Genomic DNA, 17,541 nt, shown 5'->3' with positions numbered 1-17,541 from the left:
GCGTGGGCATTGCGTGCCCACGCTACGACTGTGTATCGCTTCGGCGCATGCCGAAATAACGATCAGATTGATTTACCACGGATAAAGGGTTCTCCATGTCACATTCATTTTTCTGTCCCTGCCCGCGCGGTCTGGAAGCCGCGCTGGCGGAAGAACTGGGCGAAATCGCGCAGCAAAGCAGGACGCTGAACATTCACAATCAAGTACCGGGCGGCGTGCATTGCTCCGGTGCATTGACCGATGCGTATCGCATCAACCTGCATTCGCGCATCGCCTCGCGCGTGCTGCTGCGCATTGCGCATGGCAGCTACGTCAACGAGAACGACATCTACGACCTCGCGCTCGCGCAGCCGTGGGAAGACTGGTTCAGCCTCAAGCACACTATCCGCGTCGATGTCACCGCCGTGAAGTCGCCGTTGAAGAGCCTGGAATTCACGACGCTCAAGATCAAGGATGCGGTCTGCGACCGTTTCCGTGATCAGTATTCGGAACGGCCTTCAGTCAATACAAAAACACCGGACATGCGCATCGTCGGCTTCCTCGATGCCCGCACCTTCACCCTGTATCTGGACACCTCCGGCGAGGCGCTGTTCAAGCGCGGCTGGCGGATGGAGACGGGCGACGCGCCGCTGCGCGAAAATCTCGCGGCGGGATTGTTGCGCGTGGCGGGATGGAAGCCGGGCATGACGCTGTTCGATCCGATGTGCGGCTCCGGCACCATTCTTGCCGAGGCGGCACAGATCGTGGCGGGTGTTCCGCCGGGCGCGCGGCGCAATTTTGCGTTTGAAAAATTCAATGATTTCGACTCCGCCGAGTGGCAGGCGATCAAGGGCAGCTTCAAACCCAATCCGATTCCGACCACGCCCACGATCTTCGGCAGCGACATTTCCGGCGACATGATCACCATGGCGCGCCACAACCTGCGCAATGCGGGTGTCATGTTTGACGTGCCATTGAAGCAGATCGAGGCGCAGGAAGTGAAACCGCCCGCAGAGACACCTGGCATCATCCTCACCAACCCGCCCTACGGCGAGCGCATCGGCGTGCGTGGCGACAGCACGCAGGAAGCCGATGAGATGACCGCAGCGTTTTACAGCGCGTTCAGCAAGACATTGAAGCAGCGTTTTGCAGGCTGGCAGGTGTTCCTGTTCACCGCCGACCTCGGCGTGCCGAAACTCTTGCGCCTGAAGGAGTCGCGCAAGACGCCGTTCTTCAACGGCGCGCTGGAATGCCGGCTGTTCCGCTTCGACATGGTGGCCGGGTTCAATCGCCGCGAAGAAGCCAAGCCGAAAGCCGACTGAGCGAACGGAGCGCAAGGCTCCTGACACAACGCTGTCAGGAGCCCTCCCGCATGATACGTCCCATGCCATGTGGCATTTCAACGTACAGGAGCGCATCATGCAGACAAAAATCAACTGGTTCGAAATCCCTTCCCGCGACTTTTCCCGTGCCGTGTCGTTCTACGAATCGATCTTCGACTGCAAGCTGAAAATCGAAGAAACCGGCGGCCCCCGGATGGGCATCTTTACCACGCTGGACGAAGATAGCGTCGGCTGCGTGATTCATGGCGAGCATTTCGCGCCGAGCGCGCACGGCCCGGTGCTCTATCTTGATGCCACCGGATCGCTCGATGCCATCCTGGCGCGCATCGAACCGGCGGGCGGCCATATCGCGATGGAGAAAATGGAACTGCCGCGCAACCTCGGCTTCATTGCGAATTTCATCGACACCGAAGGTAACCGACTGGCGCTGCACGCCCAGAACTGAGATACCGGGATGCGCTGGACGGCGCTGCGCACATTTGCCAGAATGCAATGATGAATGCACAACGCCTGTCCGACCTGCGCAATCTCGGGCCGAAGTCCGAAGCCATGCTTCGTGCCATCGGCATCCGCACGCTCGAAGAGCTCGCGACACGCGGAGTGCGTATCTGATGCGCCGCGCCGACCGCCTGTTCCAGATCGCCCAGTACCTGCGCGGTCGACGCCTGACTACCGCCAGGCAACTGGCCGACTGGCTCTCGGTTTCCGAACGCACGATTTACCGTGACATCCGCGACCTGTCGCTGTCCGGCGTGCCGGTGGAAGGCGAAGCGGGCGTCGGCTATCGCATCAAGGCCGGATTCGATTTGCAACCGCTCATGTTTTCTTCCAACGAAATCGATGCACTGGTGATCGGCATGCGCATGGTGCAGGCCTGGGGTGGGCCGCAACTGGCTGCCTCCAGCGCCGCCGCACTAGCCAAGATCACGCTCGCGCTGCCGAAGGAGAAACGCGATTTTGTCGAGGCAACGCCGTTGTTTGCCCCCGCCTTTCACATCGATCCGAAACACGGCGAACGTCTGGAAACGATCCGGCAGGCGGCGGGCGAGCACCGCAAACTGCAGCTGGATTATGTCGATGCGCAGGGCCGAGGTTCGCGCCGCGTCGTGTGGCCGCTGGCGCTGTATTTCTGGGGCGGCGGCTGGTCGATTGCCGCGTGGTGTGAAATGCGCGGCAATTTCCGCAACTTCCGGCTGGACCGTGTTCAGACCCTCGATGTCGGAGAAGTGTATCCCGCTCAGGAAGGCAGGCGGCTGGCCGATTTCGTGCGCGCGATGCAGCGGGAAAACAGCGGCTCGCGCAACGGCGGCAAGGCCTGAATCAGGCTTTCACCGGATACCGGCTGGGAATGGCAATCCGGTTCCAGGCGTTGATCACGACACAGAGCCATTCGACCGCCGCGATTTCCTCGTTCGACAGCGCCGCAGCAGCTTGCGCATAGACCGAGTCCGGTACCTGCCCGTCCGCAATCATCGTTACCGCTTCGCAAAGCGCAAGGGCTGCCTGCTCCTTTTCATCGAAATACTGTGTCTCGCGCCATGCGGGCAGGACGCTGATGCGGTCGCTGGATTCGCCGCTGGCGAGCGCATCGCGCGTATGGAGCCTGACGCAATACGCGCATTGGTTCAGCTGCGATGCGCGCAGTCGCAGCAGGTGCACAAATCCATCGGCAATCCCGGCCGACGCAGCGTATTCGCCGGCTTGCCGGTCGAGGGTGATGACGGTCTGGTACAGCTCCGGTGCAGCCTTGCCCAGGTTGACTCTCTTTTCCATGCAGCAGCTCCTTTCGGGTCGCAAATTCGATATGGTACGGCGCTTGTCGCCTCCCTGCCCCGACAGCATATCGTGCAGGATTGCGCTATTCTTGTCTCTTTACAAAAGCCATCACAGGAGATGAATCATGCTGCAGGCAGTCAAAGGGCTTCCCAAACTCAACGACTCCGCATTGCTGCGCAATCAGGCATATCTGAACGGCGCATGGATCAGCGGCACGAATGCATTCGATGTGACCAATCCGGCCGATGGAGTGACCATCGCCTCCGTGCCCAACCTTGGCGCGGCTGAAACGCAAAGCGCCATCGATGCGGCGAATGCCGCCTTCCCTGCCTGGTCCGCGAAGACGGGCAAGGAACGCGCCACCGTCCTGCGCAAATGGTTCGACCTGATGATTGCCCATGCCGACGATCTGGCGGCATTGATGACCGCGGAGCAAGGCAAGCCCCTGGTGGAAGCCAAGGGCGAAGTCGTGTACGGCGCGAGCTTCATTGAATGGTTTGCAGAGGAAGCCAAGCGCGTGTCGGGCGATGTGATGTCGTCGACCTGGTCCGACAAGCGCATGGTTGTCATCCGCCAGGCGATTGGCGTATGTGCCGCAATTACGCCATGGAACTTCCCGATTGCGATGATCACGCGCAAGGTTGCGCCGGCGATTGCTGCGGGCTGCACCATCGTCATCAAGCCGGCCGAGCAAACGCCGCTGTCGGCCCTGGCCCTCGCGGAGCTGGCGCATCGCGCCGGCTTGCCGGCTGGCGTGATCAACATCGTCACCGCCGATTCGGAACGCTCGATCGAAGTCGGCAAGGTGCTGTGCGACAGTCCGGTCGTGCGCCATCTCTCCTTCACCGGATCGACGCCGGTCGGCCGCATCCTGATGCAGCAATCCGCGCCGACCGTGAAGAAGCTGGCGCTGGAACTCGGCGGCCATGCGCCCTTCATCGTGTTCGAGGATGCCGATCTCGACGCCGCGGTCGAAGGCGCGCTGGCATCGAAGTATCGCAACGCCGGCCAGACCTGCGTCTGCACCAACCGCTTCTATGTTCATGAATCGATTTACGACGCCTTCGTCGCGAAACTGGCGGCGGGCGCGGCAAGAATCCAGGTGGGGAACGGTTTCGAAAAAGGCGTGCTGCAGGGACCATTGATCGACGAGCAAGCCGTCGCCAAGGTTGAGGACCATGTCTCCGATGCCGTGGCAAAAGGCGCGAAGGTGCTTGCCGGCGGCAAGGCGCACACGCTCGGCGGCCGTTTCTACGAGCCGACTGTATTGGCTAACGTCACCGGCGACATGAAGATCATGCGCGAGGAAACCTTCGGGCCGGTGGCGGCAGTCGCTAAATTCCGGACGGAAGAGGAAGTGGTGGCCGCGGCCAACGATACCGAATTCGGACTGGCGAGCTATTTCTACTCGCGCGACATCGGCCGCGTCTGGCGCGTGGCTGAAAAGCTGGAATACGGCATGGTCGGTATCAACACTGGCCTCATCTCGAATGAAGTCGCGCCGTTCGGTGGTGTCAAGCAATCCGGTCTGGGACGCGAAGGGTCGAAGTACGGTATCGATGAATATCTGGAAATGAAATATCTGTGCATGGGCGGCATTTGATCGCCGATCGGACATCACCAATGAAAAGCCGCCGGGCAATCCGGCGGCTTTTTTCTTTCGGGTTCAACGCACGCATGAACGCCATGTGCCTTTGGCAGTCGTACGACTATCGACAGAAACCCGTGGCCTCAAATGAACGCAACGATCTGCAAGGCGATTGAAGAGAAGCGCGTCCTTGAACTGCGCTATCACGGCTATTCCCGCATCGTCGAGCCGCATATCCATGGAGAGGATAAAAACGGCGACGAAGTCGTGCGCTGTTATCAACTGGCCGGTGGCAGCGAGAGCGGCGAACGCGCGGGGTGGAAATTGCTCAAGATCAAGGATGCGGTTCTCGTTCATCTGACCGAAACACCTTTTGTCCCGCGCCCGGAATACAAGCGGGACGACAAGGTGGTCATCGATGTCTTTTGCCGGATATGACGCATCACGGCAGTTTCCGGATTTGTATCGGGGAACGCGTCCGTTTAGCGCGTCATTCCCGGCGCAATGGGAATCTGCAACGACGGCAGCCATGCCCTTGTTCGAGATTCCTCACTGCATTCGGAATGACGGAATTGCTTGCGACTGTTCAGCATTCGCCAGTCGCGCCGCAATCGCTCACCGGAAAAACATCTGCCGCAAGGCAAAGGTGTAATCCGCCTCGGCCGCCATCAATATCACCAGTACCAGCAGGCACAGGGGCGGCACGAGGATCGCATACACCAGCGACAGTCTCTCCCATGCCATGTGCATGAAGATGGCCACGATGAGCCCTGCCTTCAGCAGCATGAAGAGGATGATCAGGCTCCATCTCAGATAACCCTGGAATTGAAAGTAATCCACCAGATACGACAGCGTGCTGAGAACGAACAGCAGCCCCCAGATCTTGAGGTACAGGCTGATCGGATGTTGTTGTCCGCTGTGGGAAGTCATGGCCACCTCACCAGAGATAGAACAGCGCAAAGATGAATACCCAGACCAGATCGACGAAGTGCCAGTAGAGCCCGGCAATTTCCACGATCTGATAGTTGCCGCTCTTTTCGTAACGGCCGCGCAATACGCGCAGCGCCACGACGAGCAGATAGATCACGCCGGCGGACACATGCAGACCGTGGAAGCCGGTGATCATGAAAAAGGCGGAACCGAACTGCGCCGCGCCCATCGGGTTGCCCCACGGCCGCACGCCTTCGACGATCAGCTTGGTCCATTCGAAAGCCTGCATGCCGACGAAGGCGGCCCCCAGAAAGGCGGTGGCAAGCATCAACAGCGCCGTCTTCATGCGGTCGCGCCGGTAGGCGAAGTTGACCGCCATCGCCATCGTGCCGCTGCTGGTGATCAACACGAAGGTCATGATCGCGATCAGGAGCAGCGGCACTTCGACGCCACCGACGTGGAGCGCAAACACTTCGCTCGGATTGGGCCAAGGCGCGGTGGTGGCGATGCGCACCGTCATGTAGCCGATCAGGAAGCTGCTGAAGACGAAGGTATCGGAGAGCAGGAAAATCCACATCATCGCCTTGCCCCACGATACCTGGAAGGCTTGCTGATCGGACGACCAGTCGGCCACCAGTCCGCGCAGGCCGCCGAACGATGGTTTCGATGTTTCCGGCGATGGAGACAGTAGCGCGCTCATGGGTCCTCCGTGGTTGTCAGCGCGTGCCGCAGATGGCGCGCACGATTTCCGGCGTGAGCCAGCCCAGCGTGGCGAACAGCACCACCCATACCGCCAGCAGAAAATGCCAGTAGCGCGCGCACAGCGCGATGGTGCTGGCGGTTCGTACCGGATCATGCGGCACGGCACTGCGCGGCATGTGATGGACGGTGATCGCCCATCCTGCCAGGCCACCGATCACGTGCAGGCCGTGCATCGCCGTCAGCAGGTAGAAGAAGCTGCCCGCAGGATTGCCGACCGGCATGACACGATTGGCCAGCAGCGCCTGCCACGCCCACAGCTGCACGCAGAGGAAGGCAAGCGCGCAGATGCCGCCTGTCAGCACCAGAAAATGCGCGCGCTGCCAGCGCGCGTCACGCGCCGCCGAACTCGCCTGCTGCAGCGTCACGCTGCCTGCCACCAGCAGTGCGGTACTGAGCCACAGCTGCCACGGCATCGCGATCGGAGACCAGTCGGCGGCATCCATGCGCATCGCGTACGACAGGATGAAAAGCGCGAACAAGGTGGTCGCGACGCCGATGAAGAACCACAAGGCGACGCCGGAAGGCGAGCCGCGATGATTGCGGTTCGAACCGGCGGCATGCGAAGGCCCCGGCTCGCCCGGGCCTTCGCGGTCGCGCCGCGTGTCTTTCAGGATGGTGGTTGCCGCATTGATGCCAGTCATGCCAATGCCTCCTTGCCGTGCGGCTCGGGTTCCGCGCCGCCGGCTTCGGGCGGCGCATTCTGCGCGATGAAATCCTCCGGCGCACCGGGAACGCTGTACGCATACGCCCAGCGATAGACGATGGGCAGATGCGGCCCCCAATTGCCATGCACCGGCGGCGTATCGGGGGTCTGCCATTCCAGCGATGCCGCGCGCCACGGATTGCCGTCGGCGCGCCTGCCGCGAAACGCGCTCCATACCAGATTGAAGACGAACACGAGTTGTGCCGTGGCGACGATCAGCGCGACCACGGTGATGAAGGTATTGAGCGCATGCGCAGAAGGCGGGATGAATTCGTACTGATCGAAGGAATAGTAGCGGCGCGGCATGCCGAGGATGCCGAGGTAGTGCATGGGAAAGAAGATCGCATAGGTGCCGAGGAAGGTAATCCAGAAATGCAGCTTGCCCAGCGTGTCGTTCAGCATGCGGCCGGTCACCTTGGGATACCAGTGATAGAGACCGCCGAACACCACGAGGATCGGCGCGACGCCCATCACCATGTGGAAATGCGCGACGACGAAATAGGTATTGGACAAGGGAATGTCCACACTCACATTGCCGAGGAACAATCCGGTCAGGCCGCCGATGGCGAAGGTGCAGATGAAGGCCAGCGCGAACAGCATCGGCACCGATAGATGGATGTCGCCGCGCCACAGCGTCAGCAGCCAGTTGTAGACCTTGATCGCGGTGGGCACGGCAATGATCAGTGTGGTGGTCGCGAAGAAGAAACCGAAATACGGATTCATGCCCGACACGAACATGTGATGCGCCCACACCACCACCGACAGTATGCCGATGGCGAGAATCGCCCACACCATCATGCGGTAGCCGAAGATGCTCTTGCGCGCATGCACGCTGATCAGATCGGACACGATGCCGAAGGCCGGCAGCGCGACGATGTAGACCTCCGGATGGCCGAAGAACCAGAACAGGTGCTGGAACAGCAGCGGACTTCCACCCTTGTAATCCGTCACCTGCCCCATCGACACCAGCGCGGGCATGAAGAAGCTGGTGCCGAGCGTCTTGTCGAGCAGCATCATCACGCCGCTGACGAACAGCGCCGGAAAGGCCAGCAGCGCGAGGATGGTGGCGACGAAAATTCCCCACACCGTGAGCGGGATGCGCAACAGCGTCATGCCTTCGGTGCGCGCCTGCAACACGGTGGTGACGTAGTTCAAGCCGCCCATGGTCGCGGCGACGATGAAGATCACCAGCGACACCAGCATCAGGATGATGCCCCACTCATGGCCCGGCGTTCCCGCCAGGATCGCCTGCGGCGGATACAACGTCCAGCCCGCGCCGGTGGGTCCGCCCGGCACGAAGAAGCTCGCCATCAGCACCAGCACCGACAGCAGATAGACCCAGAAGCTCAGCATGTTGAGATACGGGAACACCATGTCGCGCGCGCCGACCATCAACGGAATCAGGTAGTTGCCGAAACCGCCGAGGAACAGCGCGGTCAGCAGATAGATCACCATGATCATGCCGTGCATGGTCATGAACTGGTAGTAATGCGCCGCGTCGATGGACGGAAAGCGGCCGGGAAAACCGAGCTGCAGCCGCATCAGATTCGACAGCGCGACGCCGACCAGGCCGACGAGGATCGCGACCGTCGCATACTGCACCGCGATCACCTTGTGATCCTGGCTCCAGACGTATTTGGTCCAGAACGATTGCGGCGCATGATGCCCATCGTCCCTTGCGTGTTCGGCGTGATCCATGTCTTTCCTCCTGATTGCTGCGTCTCATCGCTGCGTCTTTTGCACGGGCGGCGGCGTCCCTCCGGAAAGGGATTCGATGTAGGCCACCAGCGCGGCCAGTTCATCGTCGGTCAGCTCCACCTTCGGCATGATCGGCTGGTAGCCCTTGACGACTTGCGCCTGCGGGTCGCGGATCGCCTTCTTCAGGTACGCGTTGTCGGCCATCACGCTGGAACCGTCGGCCATCGTTCCGGGCTTGCCGGACATCCCTTTCCAGGTCGGTCCGACGCCCGGGCTGCCATCGATCGAGTGGCAGGCGATGCAACCCTTGGTTTGCGCCAGCATCTTGCCCTTTGCCTGCGTGGTATCGGCCGGCAGCGCGCCGGCAGTGGTGCCGCCGGTTCCCGGTTTCGCCTTCGCCATGGCGAAGGTCGGCTGCTCCTTCAGCCATGCCGAAAACGTCGCCTGATCCTCCACCACGACGATGCCGCGCATGTTGGAGTGGCCGACGCCGCACAATTGCGCGCACATGATTTCATAACGGCCGGGCTTGGTCGGCGTGAACCAGAACGACGTCACCATGCCCGGCACCATGTTCATGCGGGCGCGGAATTGCGGCACGTAGAAATCGTGCAGCACATCGTGCGACCGCAGCAGTATCCTGACCGGTTTGTTCAGCGGCAGATGCACTTCATTGCCATTGACGAGCACATTGTCATGACCGGCGGGATCGTCGGGATCGAGCCCGAAGGGATTGTCGGCGCTGAAGAAGCGCGCATCGCTCGCCCCCAGCTTGCCGTCCGCGCCCGGGAAGCGAAAGCGCCATTGCCATTGCTGCCCCAGCACTTCGAGCTCGATCGCATCGCGCGGCGCATTGATGTATTCCGCATAGACGAACAGTCCCGGCGCGAGCAGCGCCATGATGCCGACCGTCGTGATGCCGATCAGCCAGCGCTCCAGTTTGCGATTGTCGGGTTCGTATGCCGCGCGATGGCCGACGTGCTTGCCGGCGCGATGGCGATAGCGCACCAGCGTGTAGACCACGAACAGGTTGATGAGGACGAAGAAGATGCCGGTGATAATCAGCGTGATCGTCAGCGTATCGTCCATCTGCTGCCAGTTCGATGCAAGCGGCGTCGCCTGCCACGGACTGAGAAAGTGGAACAGCACCGAGCCGAGAACGACAACGACAAGCGCAACAGCCATCGCCATACCAGTCCCCTTGCTTGCACGCGCAAGCCGCAGAAGCGAATCTCGACGTCCTGCATGCCGCACTGCCACGCGGGCCATCATGCGAAAGCGGACGGAAGGCGTTGGCCATCCGTCCACCGTGGCCGCACCGTCCGGTATCGGCGCAGCGTAATTGTCAGCGCGCGGCGTTTTGCTAGCGCTCGATCCTGCCCAGGTACCAATACATGGCCGCCGCAGCCATGCCGAAAATCATGTGAGCCAGCATCGTCGCCGAACCGCGCAGGTCGGCAAACCATGGGTAGTACGTCACCATCACGTAGAAGTTGATTACGTAGATGACGACGCCGAGCACCGCACCGACCAGCAGCACCATGCTCAGATTGTCGTCAAGGTGAAAGCCGGTGATGATCGCGGCCACGACGAGGCCGGAGAAGATTCCCAGGATGTAATGAATGACGAGTGCAACGGACACGATGCCGACGTTGAATTCAGTCATCGAACGCAAGGCATCCTGGCCCATCGCGATGGCGGCGATCTTGTGGGTAGTGATCCAGGGATTTCCCCCGATCTCGGTGGCGGACCATAGCAGCTCGAGCACCATCAGGATCGCGCCGGCGACAAACCCGGCCACGGCGCCGGCAAGCCAGTCTGGCCGGCCGGTCTCAAGGCGATTCGAACGCACACGAAGTTCCATGGCGACCTCCCGCAGAATACGCTTAGAGCGTCTAACAAAATGATTCTGAGGGTGTTGCGCCGCCTTGCCGTACAGGTCGTACTGTCTGCGGCGGCGCGCCTACTCAGAACCGCTTCGCTTCATTTTGTTAGACGCTCTTATGGTTTCAATCCGAATGCCGCAACGCCGACATCAATTCTTGAATGCGTGAATGCGGAACCGGATTGTCGATTGTCAACTGTTCACGGAAAAACCGGAATATGCGGTTCCTCGCCGCTGAATCGAATTTCCGGATGACGCTGCGCCATCATTCGTTCGATCTCATCGACGCGCCGCGCCGGCACGTCCGCAATCAACAGTATCTTGCCCTTCTCGATCTCCGGATAGAACGCGTTGAGCCGCGTATTCGGGATCGCGGCCGCCACCATGCTTGCGGCCCAGCCACCGAACACAAGACCGCCGAACGCGATCAGCACGACGACCGCCGCCTCGGACGATTTGGCCGGTATGTCGAAATAGAAGACGACGATTGCACCGATCAGCATGCCGAGCAACCCGCCGGCGATCATGCCGTTGCCGGCGCCATGCACGATGTCGGTCTTTTGCAGAAAGTTGGCTTCCGGCATGTCATGCGGAAGCGGTGCACCGTTGGTCAGAAAATGCAGATGTCTTTGCTCGATCCTGTTCAACAGCATATCGTCCAGCGACCGCCTGGCGCTCTGCAGATCGGGAAGCAAATAGTAGAGTCGATGCCTCATGAGCAACTCCTGTGACTGGGCAATCACGATTCAGTATATGCAGTTTTATCCTGCTTTCAATCTTTGACAAAAGATGCGCGCAGACATTCAATGAAAACTTTGCACAGCATCAAAAGCAGGAGTTCCGGAGTGCCGACGATAGGCTAGGCAGCGTGAAAAACGGTTTGGAACTATCCTGTGGGAATCATGAATTGCGGCAATGAATCGCTGCCATGCTGTCATGGATGGAGAACGGCGGGCTGGCGATGGCCATGCCTGCAAAGACTGTCAGCCGGCAAGTTTCGTTTGCGTCATTCGCACGCCCGAATCAAGGCGACGTCTGCATCCCGTATGCAGGCATCACTGACCGGCGCCTGCGCCGACAAGAAATACCGAACCCAGAATTGCACAGAAAGAACACATCGTGCCGCCAAGTTCCTCCACGAATCCCGACCCGGATTCATCCTCGCCAAAACTCCCCGGCCCAAACGCGCTGGCGCTCATGCTGGCCGCGCTGTCGATGCTCGGCCCCTTCGCCGTCGACACCTATCTGCCCGCCTTCCCCGACATTCAAGCATCGCTGAATGCAAGCCCGATCGAAGTGCAGCAGACGCTGACCGCATACATGCTCTCCTTCGCCGTGATGATCCTGTGGCATGGCGCACTGGCCGATGCGTTCGGGCGGCGCAACATCATTCTCGGCTCGCTCGCGGTATTCGCGGTGGCGACGCTCGGTTGCGCGGCCTCGCACAGCGTGCAGTACCTGTGGGCCTTTCGCATCCTGCAAGGCATCTCCGCAGGCGCAGGCGTCGTGATCGGACGCGCCATCGTGCGCGACGTGTACTCGGGAGCGTCCGCCGCGCGGCTGTTGTCGCTGGTCACGATGATTTTTTCCATCGCACCGGCGATTGCGCCCATCCTCGGCGGCTGGATCGTCAAGCTGGCGGACTGGCGCGCGATCTTCCTGTTCCTGTTCTTCTATACCGCGCTGCTGCTGTGGTACTGCTACAAGCACCTGCCGGAAACGCTGCCGGTCGCGAAGCGGCAGCCGTTCAATCCGCACTTTCTGTGGCACAGCTACCAACTGCTGTTTCGCTCGCCGTTGCTGCAGCTCATCGCCGGCACCATTGCCTTCAACTTCTCCGGCATGTTCCTGTACGTGGCCGCCGCGCCCGTGTTCATCACGCAGCACTTGAAGCTCGGCGCGGATCAGTTCGGCTGGCAGTTCGTGCCGACGGTGGCGGGCGTCTTTTTCGGCGCGCTGCTCGTCAACCGCCTTGCGGGAAAAATCGCGATTCCCTCGCAGGTGATGCTCGGCTTCGCCTTCCTGATCGGATCGGCCTGCGTCAACACCCTCTACCACGTCTTCTTTCCGCCCGCATTGCCATGGTCGGTAGCGCCCCTGTTCTTCTACACCTTCGGCATGTCGATCGCCGCCCCCGGCGCGACGCTGCTGATGCTCGACCTGTTCCCGCACATCCGCGGCATCGTCGCATCCTACCAGTCCTTTGCGGTGACGATGCTGGCCGCGGTGGTGTCAGGCGTCATCGCGCCGGCGCTGTCGCATTCGGTCCTGTGGCTGGCGGCGGGGCAGCTCGTGTGCACCCTGCTGGGGCTGATGTGCTGGCGCGGCGCACGCAACCATCGCCAGCAGCTGACAATCAAGAATGGGAATGCGAAGTAACCCGGCCGCATCAGCGCTCCGCGCAACGCGGTGAGATGGAACTCCCCGACTCGCGCAACCACTCATCATGGTGATAACTGACGACATGCCACGCGCATGAGGCCATGCCTGAAGGCCCCGCTGTCATCATGTCGGGATCAACTGCAGCAGTTTCGTGACCGGATGCATCACGCGCCGCATCCATTGCCGATGCGGCCCGGATTCCGCGCGCCTGCCGGCTGCGAGGACCTGTCGAGAAGGTCACTGACAAGCTCTTTAAAGAATTTCTCCTTCCTGCGGTTCACCTGAAATCGCACGACGACAGCGTCAGGCCGCGACGAATCCTGTGCGTCGGTAATGCATGCAATCGGCACAAATCGCTTGGGCGAGGCGCATGGAAGGGGAAATGTTTCATTAGCGGAACAACGTTACGCATTTGAAATCAACGTACCTGTTTTCAGATTTTATAAATAAACATTTGAAGATTTAACGCTAATTCCTTTGAAAATCGTTTATTTAATTGACAAAATTGCTAAAATGGCACGTTAGGGATTCGCAAAAAGAAAAGAGAAATCATGGCATTTCCACTACTGCGACGAGTTGGATGGGGAGCGGCGCTGGCGTTTCTGGCACCTGCGGCGCATGCGGCGGGACTGGGGCCGGTTCAGGTGCAGTCGGGCTTGGGCGAGCCATTGCGCGCGGCCATCACGCTTGTTGGCAACGACACCGCCAACTTTGAATCGCGCTGCATCGCGGCCAAAGTCACGTCGCTCGACGGCGCCATATCGATCACGCCCGCGATCAGGCTGGTCCGCTCCGGGCAATCCGCATCGGTTCTGCTCACCACGCGCGAACACATCAACGAACCGGTCTTGAACGTCCTCGTCGACATGAGCTGCGACACGCTGGTTCGCCGCGAATACCAGATTCTGCTGGATCCGGTCGCGGCCTTGCCCGCAACGGCGGCCATGTCGCAGCCAGCCTCGCCGCAGTTTCCTGCGGCGAAAGCTCCACGGGCTGCAGCACCCGCTGCGCAAGCCGTCGCCACGTCGGCATCCAGCGAATCCCCCGCCCAACCGGCCGCGCGCAAGCGCAAGACAAGAAAGCGCAACGCCGCCCCTGTGCAGGCGCGTGTCCGGTCAGTCGCAAACGGCGAAGCGCCTGCGAAGGCTCGCGCCAAGGCAGCGAAAGCCGAGCAGCCCGTGCGCAGCATTCTCAAGATGTCGCCCATCGACATTCCCGCCGACAACGCTGCGGCCGCAGCGCCGCTGAAGCCGGCGGAAGCAACGCCGGCAGGGCGTGACGAAGCGCCGCTGCAGAAGCCGGCCACGACGCCCGGCGAAGAGGTTGCGAGAATCGCGCTGGCACAAATGGAAACCCTGCTGGCGGAAACCCGCGCATTGCGGGCAGAAACGGAGCGCGTCAAGAAGCAATACGAACAGGACAAGGCCGCGCAGGAGGCGATGCGGAACGAATCGCTGAGCTGGATCAAGGGTCTCGGCGTGCTGCTCGCGCTTTGCCTCGGCGCGATGGGCTGGCTGCTGTGGCGCATGCGCGCGATGAAGATGGAGGCCTCCCGGACCTCATGGAACGAACTGTTCGCGGACACAACCGCCGCCACGCAACTGGACGGCCACACCGAATTCAACACCACCGAATTCAGTCTCACGACCATCAACACCAGCGAGATTGAGGCCGCCGGTCATGTCCAGTCGACATTTTCGCCAATCACGGAGAGCAATACCGGCTTCGCCCTGCCAGCGACCGGCACGTTCACGCCGGAGCTGTCTGCGCCCGTTGCCGCGCCTGCAGCGCCCGGCGAGGCCGAGCGTTCGCAGCCGTTCAAATACGTCAGCGGCGGTTCAATTCCTTACGTCTATTCAAACCAGACCGAAACTGCGCGCGCACGTCCGGAACATGCGCTCAAGGTCGAAGAGATTTCGGATGTGATGGAGTTGGCGGAAGCCTGGATGGCTTTGCACAATCCCTCCAAGGTGCTGGAACTGCTCGATCCCTTCAATGACACCGACCAGCCGAAGTCGCCGCTACCATGGCTGTGTCTGCTCGATGTGTACCGTTCCCTGGGCGACCGCGAGAAGTTTGAAGCGATTCTGGCGCGCATCAAGCGCATTTTCAACGTCAAGCTGAGACAGTGGGAAACACCCCCCGGCGTTCCTGGACCGAGAGCGCTGGCCGATTTTCCGCATGTCAGGGAAACGATTCTTGCCCTGTGGGAAAGCGATGAGGTACTGCCCTACCTGAACAGCCTTGTGCGGGACAACCGTGACGGCATGCGCGAAGGTTTCGACCTGCCTGCGTATCGCGACATCCTGCGCCTGATCACGATCGCCGGCAATCCGGAACGGCAGAAACGAGCCGATCGGGCCATGGATCCCAAGGCGTGGGAGATACTGTTTGCAGCGCCATCCGCAGCCAGGCCCCATGCGGATGCGGACGAAGATCGCATGGACGCACTTGCCGAGGAACCGCTCCATGTCGCACGGGATACTGACCCGCGCACGCACGGCCGGACAGAGTATGTCGCCGTGCCGCATCAACGGATCATCGAAGGGCGTGACGCAGACCGCCACGCGGTGCGCGCCACTGGATCGGGCGCATCGTTTGCGGCAGACGCATTGGACGAGCTGGCATCGCACGGGCTGGCATTGGCGGAACCGGACAGCGTCGTAAAGACCGGCGACGCAAGCCCTGCATTCGGATCGAACAAGCCGGATGCGGCAAGAAACTTGATGAGCCGCGACGACATGTCGCCCATGGCGATCAAGCTGCATCTGGCTGTCGCCTACCAGGATATCGGCGACAAGGAAGGTGCATGTCTGCTGCTGGAAGAAGTGATACAAGGCGGCACGGAAGAACAAACCGAGCAGGCGAAATCGATGCTGGCCGCACTCGCTTGAGCACAGCATCGGCATCAAGACATGTAGAGACCGTTTCCGAATGAAGTGAAGCGCTTCTGGCCAAGCGCCCGGAACCGCTTCATGCGCATTCCCGCACCAACCTGCTTCCCGCGCGACGCCAGCTATCAGAATCGGCATTCAGCCAAACTTCCCCCATCGCCCCCCGTCGTCTCGCGGCGGCTGATCACGTGCCCTGTTTTCGGCAGTATTTCGCTCAAATTGCCGTAAAATCCATCAAAAATAACTCAACACAGGGAGAAAGTGATGGTCAACAACCGACGCCTGACGGCAGCGATACTGCTATCGGCCACTGCCTTCGGTGCATATGCACAATCACGCGGACCGGCGGCTCAATACTGGGTCGACCTTTCGACCAGCAACGTTTCCATGCCCGGTATGCCGGATGAAGGCAGCGCGGGGGCGGGTTTGCTGGGTGGCCTGATGGGCGGCAACGCCTTCGGCGGATCGATGGGCATGGGCATGTCGCGCGGCAAATGGCTCGATGCGGAACTCTATGTGCGCGCCAATTCGAACGGCGTGGACGGAACACATGCCATCCCGTCGGTCATGAACATGGGGCCGTCGCTGCTGTTGACGCCGATCCGTCCGAAGCAATCGACCCAGGGCTCTACCCGGACCTCCCGCGACGAATCGACCGAAAAACCCAAGGGCCGCATCCTGCTGTACTGGGGTTGCGGCGAAACGGTCCGTCCGGGACAGCCGAAGATTCTCGACTTCGCCAAACAGGAATACGGCGAGTACGCACAGTTCTTCGCCAGTCACGGTGCGCCGAGCAAGGGTGTTCAAGGCAGGCCCGGACATTCGATCTGGCCCAACGAGCGCGACAGCAAGCGCGTGCCCAATGAGGCATCGCTGCTGGGCGATCACGCGGTCACCGGCGATGGCGTGCCGGCAAGCCTGAAATTCACTGTCGGCGCCGGTTACGACTTCCTGCCCAAAGTGCAGCTGTCCACCAAGGGCGAGCCGAAGGACAGCGTGCTGGCGCAATGGCAGACCATGCAGAATGCCAAGGCTTATTTCCTGACTGCGCAGGGTGGCGCGGAATCGGCCAACGGCGCGCATGACATGATCCTCTGGAGTTCGAGCGAAAAGCCGGACAATGGCTGGGCACTGATGACCTATCAGTCGCCGGCGCAGATCACCAAACTGCTTCAGCAGAAAGTGGTGCTGCCACCGTCAACCGCGAACTGCGCAATACCGAAGGCCATCTTCGAGAAGGCGCAGGGCGCGATGCTGAACATGATCGCCTACGGCCCGGAATTGAACCTGTCGCATCCCCAGCGGCCGCAGAAAGCGCCCGCCGACTGGCAGCCGGAATGGACCGCCCGCGTGCGCATCAAATCGACCGGCATGACCATGCTCGGCATGGAGGATGGCGGCAGCGAACGCAGCGCCGGCAGACAGAGTGCGGGTGCTGGCGGCGATGCCGACGCAACGTCACCGCTGCCGAGCGTGCCCAATCCGCTCAATCTGCTGAAGGGAATTTTCTCGAACTGATACGATTCGGCAAAATGCATCAAACGGCCCGGCGACAACCGGGCCGTTTTTCATTGCGCCTGCATCGCAACGCAAAGTTGCGT

At 61.0% G+C, this 17,541-nt stretch carries 17 protein-coding genes; 9 read left to right on the top strand and 8 right to left on the bottom strand.

Annotated elements, in window-relative coordinates; translation table 11 throughout:
- The first annotated feature begins 95 nt into the window (after positions 1-95).
- The 4 genes from D3870_RS03260 to D3870_RS03245 all read left to right on the top strand — a co-directional run bounded on the left by D3870_RS03260 (position 96) and on the right by D3870_RS03245 (position 2,641).
- Positions 96-1,301, top strand: a complete 1,206-nt coding sequence (locus tag D3870_RS03260) for a THUMP domain-containing class I SAM-dependent RNA methyltransferase (protein ID WP_199710493.1) — start codon at positions 96-98, stop codon at positions 1,299-1,301.
- Between the two features lie 97 nt (positions 1,302-1,398).
- On the top strand, positions 1,399-1,767 hold the full coding sequence (locus D3870_RS03255; RefSeq protein WP_119741612.1) for a VOC family protein: 369 nt from the start codon (positions 1,399-1,401) through the stop codon (positions 1,765-1,767).
- Between the two features lie 47 nt (positions 1,768-1,814).
- Complete coding sequence (locus tag D3870_RS03250; RefSeq protein ID WP_119736626.1) at positions 1,815-1,934, top strand: TfoX/Sxy family DNA transformation protein; 120 nt, start codon at positions 1,815-1,817, stop codon at positions 1,932-1,934.
- A complete protein-coding gene (locus D3870_RS03245) occupies positions 1,934-2,641 on the top strand; it encodes a helix-turn-helix transcriptional regulator (protein WP_119736624.1) in 708 nt (235 codons plus the stop codon). Before D3870_RS03250 ends, D3870_RS03245 begins: the two co-directional genes overlap by 1 nt.
- Before the next feature lies 1 nt (position 2,642).
- On the opposite strand, the gene D3870_RS03240 is transcribed toward D3870_RS03245, so the two are convergent.
- The gene (locus tag D3870_RS03240) at positions 2,643-3,095 is read right to left on the bottom strand and encodes a carboxymuconolactone decarboxylase family protein (protein WP_119736622.1); all 453 of its coding nucleotides are present in this window, start codon (positions 3,093-3,095) and stop codon (positions 2,643-2,645) included.
- Positions 3,096-3,222: 127 nt separating this feature from the next.
- On the opposite strand from D3870_RS03240, the gene D3870_RS03235 reads away from it, so the two are divergent.
- A complete protein-coding gene (locus tag D3870_RS03235; RefSeq protein WP_119736620.1) occupies positions 3,223-4,701 on the top strand; it encodes an NAD-dependent succinate-semialdehyde dehydrogenase in 1,479 nt (492 codons plus the stop codon).
- 132 nt (positions 4,702-4,833) lie between these two features.
- Positions 4,834-5,124, top strand: coding sequence for a hypothetical protein (locus tag D3870_RS03230; protein ID WP_119736619.1), 291 nt, complete (start codon positions 4,834-4,836; stop codon positions 5,122-5,124).
- 177 nt (positions 5,125-5,301) lie between these two features.
- Here D3870_RS03230 and D3870_RS03225 read toward each other — a convergent pair whose 3' ends face one another.
- The 7 genes from D3870_RS03225 to D3870_RS03195 all read right to left on the bottom strand — a co-directional run bounded on the left by D3870_RS03225 (position 5,302) and on the right by D3870_RS03195 (position 11,380).
- Complete coding sequence (locus D3870_RS03225; protein WP_119741601.1) at positions 5,302-5,616, bottom strand: cytochrome C oxidase subunit IV family protein; 315 nt, start codon at positions 5,614-5,616, stop codon at positions 5,302-5,304.
- A gap of 7 nt (positions 5,617-5,623) precedes the next feature.
- Complete coding sequence (locus D3870_RS03220; protein WP_119736617.1) at positions 5,624-6,316, bottom strand: heme-copper oxidase subunit III family protein; 693 nt, start codon at positions 6,314-6,316, stop codon at positions 5,624-5,626.
- A gap of 16 nt (positions 6,317-6,332) precedes the next feature.
- The gene (locus D3870_RS03215) at positions 6,333-7,019 is read right to left on the bottom strand and encodes a cytochrome c oxidase subunit 3 (protein WP_242489846.1); all 687 of its coding nucleotides are present in this window, start codon (positions 7,017-7,019) and stop codon (positions 6,333-6,335) included.
- The gene (locus D3870_RS03210; protein WP_119736615.1) at positions 7,016-8,779 is read right to left on the bottom strand and encodes a cytochrome c oxidase subunit I; all 1,764 of its coding nucleotides are present in this window, start codon (positions 8,777-8,779) and stop codon (positions 7,016-7,018) included. The genes D3870_RS03215 and D3870_RS03210 overlap by 4 nt, the downstream gene beginning before the upstream one ends.
- Before the next feature lie 24 nt (positions 8,780-8,803).
- A complete protein-coding gene (locus tag D3870_RS03205) occupies positions 8,804-9,970 on the bottom strand; it encodes a cytochrome c oxidase subunit II (protein WP_119736613.1) in 1,167 nt (388 codons plus the stop codon).
- Between the two features lie 172 nt (positions 9,971-10,142).
- The gene (locus D3870_RS03200; protein WP_119736612.1) at positions 10,143-10,643 is read right to left on the bottom strand and encodes a hypothetical protein; all 501 of its coding nucleotides are present in this window, start codon (positions 10,641-10,643) and stop codon (positions 10,143-10,145) included.
- Between the two features lie 221 nt (positions 10,644-10,864).
- Positions 10,865-11,380 (bottom strand): DUF1269 domain-containing protein, encoded by a 516-nt coding sequence (locus D3870_RS03195; RefSeq protein WP_119736610.1) that lies wholly within the window; start codon positions 11,378-11,380, stop codon positions 10,865-10,867.
- Positions 11,381-11,780: 400 nt separating this feature from the next.
- Between D3870_RS03195 and D3870_RS03190 the strand changes: the two genes are divergently transcribed.
- From D3870_RS03190 to D3870_RS03175, 3 genes are all read left to right on the top strand, one after another.
- Entirely contained in the window at positions 11,781-13,043 is a 1,263-nt protein-coding gene (locus D3870_RS03190; RefSeq protein WP_422879660.1) for a multidrug effflux MFS transporter, read from the top strand.
- 554 nt (positions 13,044-13,597) lie between these two features.
- On the top strand, positions 13,598-15,940 hold the full coding sequence (locus D3870_RS03180; protein WP_119736604.1) for a motility hub landmark protein FimV: 2,343 nt from the start codon (positions 13,598-13,600) through the stop codon (positions 15,938-15,940).
- Between the two features lie 264 nt (positions 15,941-16,204).
- A complete protein-coding gene (locus tag D3870_RS03175; protein WP_119736603.1) occupies positions 16,205-17,458 on the top strand; it encodes a hypothetical protein in 1,254 nt (417 codons plus the stop codon).
- Positions 17,459-17,541 lie beyond the last annotated feature (83 nt).

Origin of the sequence: Noviherbaspirillum cavernae, from assembly GCF_003590875.1 — a bacterium.
Classification (GTDB): domain Bacteria; phylum Pseudomonadota; class Gammaproteobacteria; order Burkholderiales; family Burkholderiaceae_D; genus Noviherbaspirillum; species Noviherbaspirillum cavernae.
This window is presented reverse-complemented; position numbering and strand designations above follow the sequence as displayed.